Consider the following 10,112-nt stretch of genomic DNA (forward strand, 5'->3'; position numbering starts at 1 on the left):
GCTACACGCTGCAGGAAGAGCCGAAGGCCGGCTGAGGCGGCTCAGCGCGCCGTCTCGACCTCGCGCAGGCAGATCCTCAGGCGGTCGAGGATCATCTCGACATCATCCCCGCCGACCGTCAGCGGCGGGCGGATCTTGAGGATGTTGTCCGCCGGCCCCTCGCGCCCCACGAGGATACGCATGTCGCGCAGGCGGTTCATGACATGGGAGGCCGCATCGGTGGCGGGCGCCAGCGTCTCGCGATCCGTGACCAGTTCCAGCCCGAGGAAGAGGCCGATGCCGCGGACGTCTCCGACGCAGGGATAGTCCTTGGCCAGTTCGCGCATGCCGGCGAGCAGCTTGTCGCCCATCTCCTTGGCATTGGCCGAAAGCTCTTCCTCCTCGACGATATCCAGCACTTCCGACGCGATGCGGCAGGACAGGTTCGAGCCGCCGAAGGTCGAGAAATATTCCGGGCCTTCCGCAAAGCGCTCGGCGATGGCGCGGGTCGTGATGACCGCGCCGATCGGGTGGCCGTTGCCGAGCGGCTTGCCGAGCACGACGATGTCCGGCCTCACATTCTGCTGCTCGAAGCCGAAATAGTACTCGCCGAGACGGCCGAGGCCGGTCTGCACCTCGTCGGCGATGCAAATGCCGCCCGCAGCGCGGATGCGCTCATAGACCGCGGCGAGATAGCCGGGCGGGGGGATAATCTGGCCGCCGACGCTCGGAAAGGTCTCGGCGATGAAGCCAGCGACCTTTCCACCGCGAGCGGCGATGGCTGCGAGCGCGCCGTCGACCTGCCGGGCGTAGTGGAGGGCCCGGTCGGCATCGTCGCGGCGGAAGCGGCCGCGATAGTCGTCGGCGACGTCGATAAGCTGCACCCAGGGCTTGCGCCCGCCCATGTTCGGCTTGTTGAACTTGTAGGCGGAGATGTCGATCGCGCCGGTGGTGTTGCCGTGATAGCCGTGATCGGGCGTGACGATGTCGTAGCCGCCGCTCGCCGCACGGGCGAGGCGCAGGGCCAGCTCGTTCGCCTCCGAGCCGGAATTGACGAAGAAGCAGACCTCCAGCTCCTCGGGCAGCTTCGCCGTCAGGCGCTCGGCCAGACCCATCGGCGCCGGGTGCAGATAGCGCGTGTTCGAATTCATCCGCGCCAGCTGGTCCATCGCCACCTTGCGGATGCGCGGATGGGCATGGCCGACATGCGGCACGTTGTTGTAGGCGTCGAGATAGGGCCGGCCCATCGCGTCGAAGAGATGGTGGCGCCAGCCGCGCAGGAAGGTGACCGGGCGCTTGTAGCTGAGCTTGAGATTGGCGCCGAAGCGGGCCTTGCGCTCGGCCAGCAGCGCGACCTCGTCGATCGCCTGATAGGCGACGACATCGTCGGGCAGATTGAGGAGGGCGGCGGGGTTCGGGCAGACCGCCTGCCAGAGAGCCCAGTCGTCGGGATCGGCGACGCCCGGCCAGTCATGGCCCATGCCGTCCAGCGTCAGCGCGAGTTGGAAATGCAGATGCGGCTCCCAGCCGCCATTCTCCTCGGCCGAGCCAAGCTTGGCGAAGGCCTCGCCTGCCGCGATCTCCTGGCCCTGCTTCAGCTGCGCTGCGCCGTCCGCCGCGAGATGGCCGTAGAGCGTGTGGAAGACGTCACCCGCAGGCGTGCGATGTTCGAGGATGACGACGCCACCATAGTCGAGATGGCCCGTGCGGTTCTCCGCCAGTGCGACCTTGCCGGCGAGAGGCGCGCGGACCGGTTCGCCGGCCGGCGCGAAGACATCGACCGCCATATGGATGGTGCGGCGGTTGGAGGCGAGCCAGCGGCCCTTGCGGAAGGCCTTGTCGGTATAGACCAGCCGGGGCTCGCCATACTGGCCGAGCCACCATTCCGAGGTGATGCCGAGGCCCGTGCCGAGATTGCGGGCCTCGTCGGCGCGCAGTTCGAACGGGTTCTGCGGGATCGTCGCCTCGGCCACGCCGAGCGAGCCGACCGGCAGGCCGTCGAGCGCGCGGCCGAGCACGGGGGCGAAGCTGCCGCGCTGCGCGGCGATCCAGCTCGCGATGCGGCCGGCCGCGTCGGTGACGGGCAGACCGCAGGCGTTGCGCAGGCGCGCGCCCATCAGCTCTCCGTCGATCGCGGGGTTCTCCAGCAACCTCCAGGCGGGAGCCTGCGAGATCGTGACATAGGGATCGTCCGGGCGGCCCTTGGCCTCGATTGTCGAGTTCACGACGCTGACGGCGAGCCGCATGCGGACGAGGGGCCAGATCAGGCCGATCTCCTCGGCGCTGAGCGGCGAGACGACGTGATAGCCGGCGACGAAGGCGGCGAGCGCCGTGTCCGGCGTCTCGTGGTCGAGGATGGCATAGGCGGCGGCGATCGCGATCTCGCAGACACGCGGGCCATTCGTCATGTCGCCGAAATCGATCAGGCCGCTGATGCGGGCCGGCTCGCCAAGACGCGGCTCGACAAGGATGTTGAAGTCGTTGAGGTCGTTATGGATGGTCTGGCGCGGCAGCTTGTCGAGCACGGGCTTGATGGCTTCGAAGGCTGCGATGATCCCGGCGACGAGCGCGCGGCGCGAGCCTTCGAGCACGTCGAGATGCGGCTTGATCCAGCCGGCCTCGGTCAGGTCCCATTTCGCGGCGTCCGGCGCTGCGGTGACCTTGAAGTCGCGGAGGGCGAGATCGAGACGCGCGGTCAGCGCGCCGAGTTCTGCGAGGACGGCCGGCGGCTGCGGCCCGGCTTCGCCCAGCGGGATACCCTTGAAGGCGCGCTGGACCCAGACCATGCGCTGCTGGCCCTGGGCATCGGCGACGTTCTGCCAGAAGCGGTTGCCTGCGGCCGGGAGAAGACGCGGCAGCGGCAGCGTCGGATCGGCGGCGAGGGCGTGGCTGATGGCGGCGCATTGCTGGTCGACGAGCGCAGGCTCGCCCTGCGGGCGCATCGCCTTGACGATGACGTCGCCCTCGCTGGTTTGGCCGCGGAAGTTGAGGTCGTATTCGCCGCCGAGTTGCCGCAGCCCGCCATCGATGCCGAACTGCTCGGCGACCCCACGCAACCAGACGTGTTCCATCATCGCTCCCCCGCCGCGGAGCTGCTGTGGCTCCGCGCTCGTCTCTCAGGCCGGCCGAATCGACAGGCGCCGTCATCCATAGCCAGAAAGGCCGCCGGTTTGATCCCGCAAAGTTTGCGGGACGGCGGCCGCCGGGTTGCGCTGGGCGAGGGTGGAGATCAGCCCTGGATCGGCTCGCCGGCCAGCCAGCGCTGCGTCGCCCGCTCGATCGCCTCGCGCACGGTATCGGGAGCCGTGCCGCCATAGCTGCGGCGGCTGCGGACGGAGTGCTCCGGCGCCAGAACCTCGAAGACCGCCTGGCTGATGCGGGTATCGACCGAGCGCATGGCGTCGAGGTCGAGCGCCTGCAGGGTGCAGCCCCTGGCCTCCGCCAGCGCGACGACACGGGCGGTGATGTGATGGGCGTCGCGGAAGGGCACGCCGGCCTCGCGCACCAGCCAATCGGCGAGATCTGTGGCGGTGGGGAAGCCTCGATCGAGGAAGGCGCGCATGGCGTCGGGGCGCACGGTCATGTCGCGGATCATGCCGGTGGTGGCGGCGACGCAGAGCTCGACCGTCTCCAGCGCGTCGAACATCGGCTCCTTGTCCTCCTGCATGTCCTTCATGAAGGTCATGGGCAGGCCCTTTACCATGACCAGCATCGCGGTGAGCGAGCCGACGACGCGGCCGGTCTTGCCGCGGACGAGTTCGGCAGCGTCCGGATTTCGCTTCTGCGGCATGATCGAGGAGCCGGTTGTGAAGGCGTCGGACAGCGCGATGAAGCGAAAGCCGTCGCTGCACCAGAGCGTGATCTCCTCGTTGAGGCGCGAAAGATGCACAGCCAGCATCGAGCAGCAGAACAGCAACTCGCAGATATGGTCGCGCGCGCCGACCGAATCCATCGAGTTCTCGGTCGGCCGGGCGAAGCCGAGTTCCTTCGCGGTGAACTGCCGGTCGATCGGGAAGGCGGTGCCGGCGAGCGCGGCTGCGCCGAGCGGCGAGACATTGGTGCGCTGGCGGGCGCCGGCCAGACGCTCGCGGTCGCGGCCGAACATCTCGACATAGGCCATCAAATGGTGGCCGAAGGTCACGGGCTGGGCCACCTGCATGTGGGTGAAACCCGGCATGATCGTCCCGGCATGCTCGCTGGCGCGCTCGATCAGCGCCTGCTGCAAGTCGCGGAGGGTGCCGTCGAGAGCATCGATCGCGTCGCGCATCCAGAGGCGGACGTCGGTGACGGCCTGGTCGTTGCGACTGCGGGCGGTGTGCAGGCGCCCGGCCGGCTCGCCGATGATCTCCTTGAGGCGCGCTTCCACATTCATGTGGATGTCCTCTAGGTCGATGCTGAACTGGAGTTCACCGCGATCGATCTCGCCGCGGATCTGATCGAGCCCGGCCTGGATACGCTCATTGTCGGCGCTGGCGATGATGCCCTGGCGGGCCAGCATCGCGGCATGGATCTTGGACGCGGCGATGTCCTGCCGGTAAAGCCTGTAGTCGAAGCCGATCGAGGGATTGATCTTGCGCATCACATCGGCCGGCGCGGTGGTGAAGCGTCCGCCCCACATCTTGTTGGCACCGGGATTCTGGTCGGACATGATGGGCTCTCCGGGAGCGGCTGCGACGTGATCGCAAAGGGATAGCAATCGCGATTTGGACTGTAAATTCCAAAATCGACCTTGACGTCCAAATGATGCCCATCATACTCGCGGGAGATGCGGCGGATCGGCCGGCGCGGGATGGGCAGCATGAAGATCGAAGAATTCAGCCTGGAGCGCATCCAGTCGCTCTACGAGAACACCGTCGAGTTCAATCTCTCCGATAGCGGCGTCCATCCCTATTCGCTGAATGAGCTTCTCAGCGCGGAGCAGCGCGCGAAGCTGATGGAGGTCGAGCTCGGCTACGGCTGGACCAACGGCGCCGTCGAATTGCGCGAGGACATCGCCAAGCTCTATCGCAACCGGACCTCGGACGAGGTGATCGTCACCAACGGCTCGGCGGAAGCCAATTTCCTGATGGTGATGTCGCTGATCGAGCCGGGCGACGAGATCATCGTCTTCGTGCCGAACTATCTGCAGATCTGGGGCTGGGCGCGGGCGATCGGCGCCAACGTCAAGGAAGTGAAGCTGCGCGAGGAACTGGGCTGGACGCCCGACCTCGACGAGGTCCGCCGGGCGATCACGCCGCGCACCAAGCTGATGACGATCTGCAATCCGAACAACCCGACAGGCAGCCTGCTCTCCCGCGAGACGATGGATTCGCTGGTCGAGATCGCCCGGGCGCAGGGCTGCTATCTCCATGCCGACGAAGTCTACAAGGGCGCCGAGCTCGAAACCGACGAGCCGCCCAGCTTCGCCGATCTCTACGAGAAGGCGATCATCACCAGCGGCCTCTCGAAGGCGATGGCGCTGCCGGGGCTGCGCATCGGCTGGCTGGTCGGCCCGGCCAAGGACATCTACACCGCCTGGCAGAACAAGGACTACACCTCGATCACCACAAGCGCGCTGAGCGAGCATATCGCCCGGATCGTCATCCAGCCGGCGAAGCGCGCCGAAATCCTGCAGCGGAGCAAGACCATCCTGCGGGAGAACCTCGCACTGCTCACCAGCTGGGTGAAGGCGAACGAGGAGTTCTTCTCCTTCGTGCCGCCCAAGGCCGGCGGCATGGCCTTCATCAGGTACAGCCACTCGATGAATTCGACCGATCTCGTTCATCGCCTGCGCGAGGAGCGCGGCATCATGCTGCTGCCGGGCGACGTCTACGGGATGGACGGCTATATCCGCATCGGTATCGGCGCGCCGGGCGACCATCTTTCGGTCGGACTTGAGCGCCTCAGCGACTATCTCAAGTCGCAGCCGCGCTGACGGAGCGGGCATGACGCCGGAACTCGCCCCTTACCTCCCGGTCTGCGATGCGGTGGCGCTGCTGTTCCGGCCGCATGCGGAGGTCGTGCTGCACGACCTGGCGTCGCAGAGCGTCGTGCACATCGCCGGCAACTTCTCGCAGCGCGTGCTCGGCGAACCCTCCCTGCTCGACGAGATCGGCTTCGACCCTGACGAGACGATCATCGGCCCCTATGAGAAGGTGAACTGGGACGGGCGGCGGCTGAAATCGATCAGCATCGTGCTCTCGGCCGGGGCCAAGGCGATCGGCGTGCTCTGCATCAATGTCGATGTCTCGCAGTTCCATGCGCTGATGCAGACGCTTTCCGCCCTGGCGACGGTGCCGGCGGGCGTCGAGAAGCCGCAGGCCTTGTTCAAGGAAGACTGGCACGAGCGGATCAACGAGTTCGTGCAGCAATGGACGCAGCGCCGCGGGCTCGCGGTGACCGGCCTCAGCCGCGCAGAGAAGCGCGAACTGGTGGCGGACCTTGCCGCCAACGGCGCCTTCGGCGGGCGCAATGCCGCCGCCTACATCTCGCGCATCCTCGGGCTCGCCCGCGCGACCGTCTACAACTACCTCAACCAGGCCAACGAGACCCCGGATGCTTGACTTGTCGCGTGCGGAGATCGAGGCCGCCGTCGATCTCGACCGGGCCTTCATCGCGCTGGAGGAGGGGTTCAGGGCCGCTGCGGCGGGGCAGGTGCAGATGCCGCCGGTCGGCTATCTCGGCTTCCCTGCGCATAATGGCGACTGCCATATCAAGTTCGGTCATATCGCGGGTGATCCGATCTTCGTCGTGAAGATCGCCACGGGGTTCTACGACAATCCCGCCAAGGGCCTGCCGACGACCAGCGGCATGATGATCGCGCTCTCGGCCGAGACCGGGGCGGTCGTCGCGATCCTGCGCGACGAGGGTTGGCTCACGGATCTCAGGACGGCGCTGGCCGGCGCCATCGCGACACGGGCGGGGATGCGTGCCGATGCACGCCGGATCGGGATCGTCGGCGCCGGTACGCAGGCGCGCTTCCAGATTCGCGCCGCCGCGCATCTGTTGCGCGAGCGCGAGCCGCGCTTTGCGGTCTGGGCACGCTCGCCGGAGAAGCTGGAGGCGTTGCGGCGCGATCTCGCAGGGGAGGGCATCGTCGTCGAGCCGGTGGCCGATCTGGAAGCGCTCTGCGCGCAATCGGATGCGGTGATCACGGTGACGCCGGCCGCTGCGCCGATCATCCGGGACGACTGGATCAGGCCGGGCACGCACATCACCGCGCTCGGCGCCGATGCGCCGGGCAAGCAGGAGCTGGACAGCGCGCTGGTCGCGCTTGCCGATACGCGTATCGCGGACTCGCTGGAACAGAGCCTCGACCATGGCGAATTCGCCGCCGCGGCGGCCGTCGGGCTGATCGATGCCGGGGATTGCATCGAGCTCGGGGCGGTCCTGGCCGGGGACGTGCCGGCACGCCGTTCACACGACGACGTCACCATCGCCGACCTGACGGGGATCGCGGTGCAGGATATCGCGATCGCACGGGTCGTGCTGGAGGGGATCGGCCGCCGGGGCGGCGCTTAGCGCCGCCTTTTCCGGGGCGTTCAGCCCTTGTGCCGCGCCAGAAAGCGGTCCATCCGCGCCAGCCCGTCGCGCAGCACGTCGGTCGGCACACCGATGCCGATGCGGATGTGGCTCTCGATGCCGAACCAACTGCCGGCGACGACGAACACGCTCTCCTCCTCGCGCAGCTTCTGCGAGAAAACCTCCGACGGCATGTCGAGCGGGTAGCGCAGGAAGGCCATGCCGCCCGCCTGCGGGCGCCGCCAGGACCAGTCGTTATGCTGCGCCATCCATTGCGCAACAAGATCGGCATTGCTGCGCAGCAAATCGCGGCCTCGCGCAAGCAGGCGGCCGCGTGTTTCCGGGCGCATGACCTCTTCGGCGAGGATCTGGCTGAGGATGCCGCTGCCGATCGTGGTGTAATCCTGCCGCTCCGCGGCGCTCGCCACGACTTCGGCCGGTGCGACGATCCAGCCGAGGCGCAGGCCCGGGCAGGCGAAGGATTTCGACAGGCTCGAGGTGACCACGACCTTGGGGTAGCTGCCCCAGAGGGTCTCGGTCTCGGCGCCGTCGATCTCGCCGCCGCGATAGATCTCGTCGACCATCAGCCAGGCATCGTTGCGCTTCGCGGCCTCGACGAGCGCGGCACGGCTGGCGGCGGACAGCACGCTGCCGGTCGGGTTGGCAGGGTTGGTCACGGCGATCGCCTTGGCGCCGGCGGCGACCGTGGCGAGTTCAGCGGGATCGATCTGCCAGTCGCTGTCGCCGGAGAGCGCCAGCCGGCGGATGTCGAAGCCGAGAGCGCGACCGAGGCCATCGATCTGCATGAAGTTGGGCAGGGCGAAGACCAGCGCGTCGCCGGGCTCGAACAGGGCCATGAGCGCGATCATCGTCGCTTCAGACGAGCCATTGGTGACGAGCACGTTCGCGGCGCTGGCGCCGGGATACCAGGAGGCGATGTTGGCGCGAAGGTCCGGCCGGCCATCGGTCCAGCCATAGCCGAGGGGCTGCTTCAGCAGGTCTCGCGCGGCCTGTTCGCCCAGAATGTCCTCGATCGACCAGGGATGGACGCCGCTCTCGGTCAGGTTGATCTCGACGTCGTTCTCGAAGAGCGTCTGGTTCCGCTCCATCTGGAAAATGTCGAACTTCATGGCGGCCTCCGGCGATGCGGCGTCGTTGCCTGCCGTTGCGGAGGCAGGGCTTGCCGCGATCTGTGAGGCCGGGCGGCTGACGGGTCAAGTCCAATTTGGACAATAAATCCAAATTGGACTGATTGTTTATTGCGACAGGGAGCTGCTGTCCGTCAGCGGTCTGCCCGTGCCACCACCGCCCGCAGCAGCACGTCGAGGCCGGGCGCGAGATCCTCCCGCGTGCAGGATTCGTTGTTGTTATGGGTGATGCCGCCCTTGCACGGTGCGAAGATCATCGCCGTCGGCGTATGCCGGGCAAGGAAATAGGCGTCGTGGCCGGCCTGGCTCAGGATGTCGCGCGTGCGGTAGCCCTGAGCGAGCGCGGTCTGGCGGACGAGGCCGATCATCTCCTCGGCAAAGACCCTGCCGCCCCAGCGCCAGCTGTCGAGGATCGCAACCTCGCAATTGGCGCGGGCACCGGCCTCATGCGCGGCGCGCAGCATGCGCTCGGCCATGACGGCGCCCGCTTCCGGATCGGCGTGGCGGACGTCGCAGGTCGCCTGCGCCCAGTCCGAGATGATGCCAGCCTTGTTCGGCCAGGCGACGAGGCGTGCCGCGGTCGCCTTGCCGCCACTGCCCGCGAATTCCCAGCCGAGATCATCGACGGCGGTGAGCAGCCTTGCGCCGGCGGCGAGCGCGTTGCGGCGCTTCTCCATCGGCCAGGGGCCGGTATGGGCGGTCTCGCCCCGAAACTCGACGATCATGCCGGTGCTGGCGAAGCCGCCGGTGACGACGCCGACCTGGAAGCCCTCGCGATCGAGGATCGGCCCCTGCTCGATGTGGAATTCGAAATAGGCGTCGAGCGGAGGCGGCGCGGCTTGCGCCTCGCCGGTGTAGCCGATGCGATCCAGCTCCTCGCCCATCGACTTGCCGTCATCGTCGCGGCGGTCCCGCGCCCAGTCGAGCGTGTAGACGCCGGTGAAGCAGCCGGAGCCGACCATAGGCGGAGAGAAGCGGCCGCCTTCCTCATTGGTCCAGTTGACCAGTTCGAGCGGGCGCCGGGTGCGGTGACCGGCGGCATCAAGGGCGCGGATGACCTCCAGCCCGCCCAGAACGCCGGCGATGCCGTCGAAACGCCCGCCATTCACCTGCGTGTCGAGATGGCTGCCCATCATGACGGGAGGCAGACTGTCGTCGAGCCCCGCCCGACGCGCGAAGATGTTGCCGATCGCGTCGATCCGCACGCCGAGCCCGGCCTCGCGGCACCAGCCGACGAAAACGTCGCGCATCTCCCTGTCGGCATCGCTCAGCGCAAGGCGGGAGAGGCCGCCCGGCCGGCCGGTGCCGATCCCGGCGGAGCGCTCGATCGTCGACCAGAAGCGTTCGATGTCGATTCGGGCGGAGGCGGGCAGGGGCATCGGGAACGATCCTCGGGTCGGCAGGCGGGGGATCCAAATCTGGCCGGCGAAAGTGCTTGCGGGCAAGGGCTGGCGGCGCATCGCGGCAGGTGCCGGCGGCATGGCC

At 67.8% G+C, this 10,112-nt stretch carries 7 protein-coding genes; 3 read left to right on the plus strand and 4 right to left on the minus strand.

What is annotated here, in order from left to right; translation table 11 throughout:
* Positions 1-41: 41 nt before the first annotated feature.
* On the minus strand, positions 42-3,050 hold the full coding sequence (locus ACIPIA_RS04525; protein ID WP_400507095.1) for an aminotransferase class III-fold pyridoxal phosphate-dependent enzyme: 3,009 nt from the start codon (positions 3,048-3,050) through the stop codon (positions 42-44).
* Between the two features lie 158 nt (positions 3,051-3,208).
* On the minus strand, positions 3,209-4,627 hold the full coding sequence (gene argH / locus ACIPIA_RS04530; protein WP_400507097.1) for an argininosuccinate lyase: 1,419 nt from the start codon (positions 4,625-4,627) through the stop codon (positions 3,209-3,211).
* A 150-nt stretch (positions 4,628-4,777) separates the two neighbouring features.
* Here argH and ACIPIA_RS04535 point away from each other — a divergent pair, with 150 nt between their 5' ends.
* Genes ACIPIA_RS04535 through ACIPIA_RS04545 form a run of 3 tightly spaced genes read left to right on the plus strand, consistent with a single transcriptional unit; the run spans position 4,778 to position 7,479 of the window.
* Positions 4,778-5,893, plus strand: coding sequence for an aminotransferase class I/II-fold pyridoxal phosphate-dependent enzyme (locus ACIPIA_RS04535; RefSeq protein WP_400507099.1), 1,116 nt, complete (start codon positions 4,778-4,780; stop codon positions 5,891-5,893).
* Between the two features lie 10 nt (positions 5,894-5,903).
* Complete coding sequence (locus tag ACIPIA_RS04540) at positions 5,904-6,521, plus strand: helix-turn-helix transcriptional regulator (RefSeq protein ID WP_400507101.1); 618 nt, start codon at positions 5,904-5,906, stop codon at positions 6,519-6,521.
* Positions 6,514-7,479, plus strand: a complete 966-nt coding sequence (locus ACIPIA_RS04545) for an ornithine cyclodeaminase family protein (RefSeq protein ID WP_400507102.1) — start codon at positions 6,514-6,516, stop codon at positions 7,477-7,479. Before ACIPIA_RS04540 ends, ACIPIA_RS04545 begins: the two co-directional genes overlap by 8 nt.
* 20 nt (positions 7,480-7,499) lie before the next feature.
* Here the strand turns inward: ACIPIA_RS04545 and ACIPIA_RS04550 are convergent, their stop codons facing one another.
* On the minus strand, positions 7,500-8,609 hold the full coding sequence (locus ACIPIA_RS04550) for an aminotransferase class I/II-fold pyridoxal phosphate-dependent enzyme (protein WP_400507104.1): 1,110 nt from the start codon (positions 8,607-8,609) through the stop codon (positions 7,500-7,502).
* 152 nt (positions 8,610-8,761) lie between these two features.
* Positions 8,762-10,006: a Zn-dependent hydrolase gene (locus tag ACIPIA_RS04555; protein ID WP_400507106.1), complete on the minus strand. Its 1,245-nt coding sequence runs from the start codon at positions 10,004-10,006 to the stop codon at positions 8,762-8,764.
* Positions 10,007-10,112 lie beyond the last annotated feature (106 nt).

Source organism: Allobosea sp. CER48 (assembly GCF_044752385.1).
Classification (GTDB): domain Bacteria; phylum Pseudomonadota; class Alphaproteobacteria; order Rhizobiales; family Beijerinckiaceae; genus Allobosea.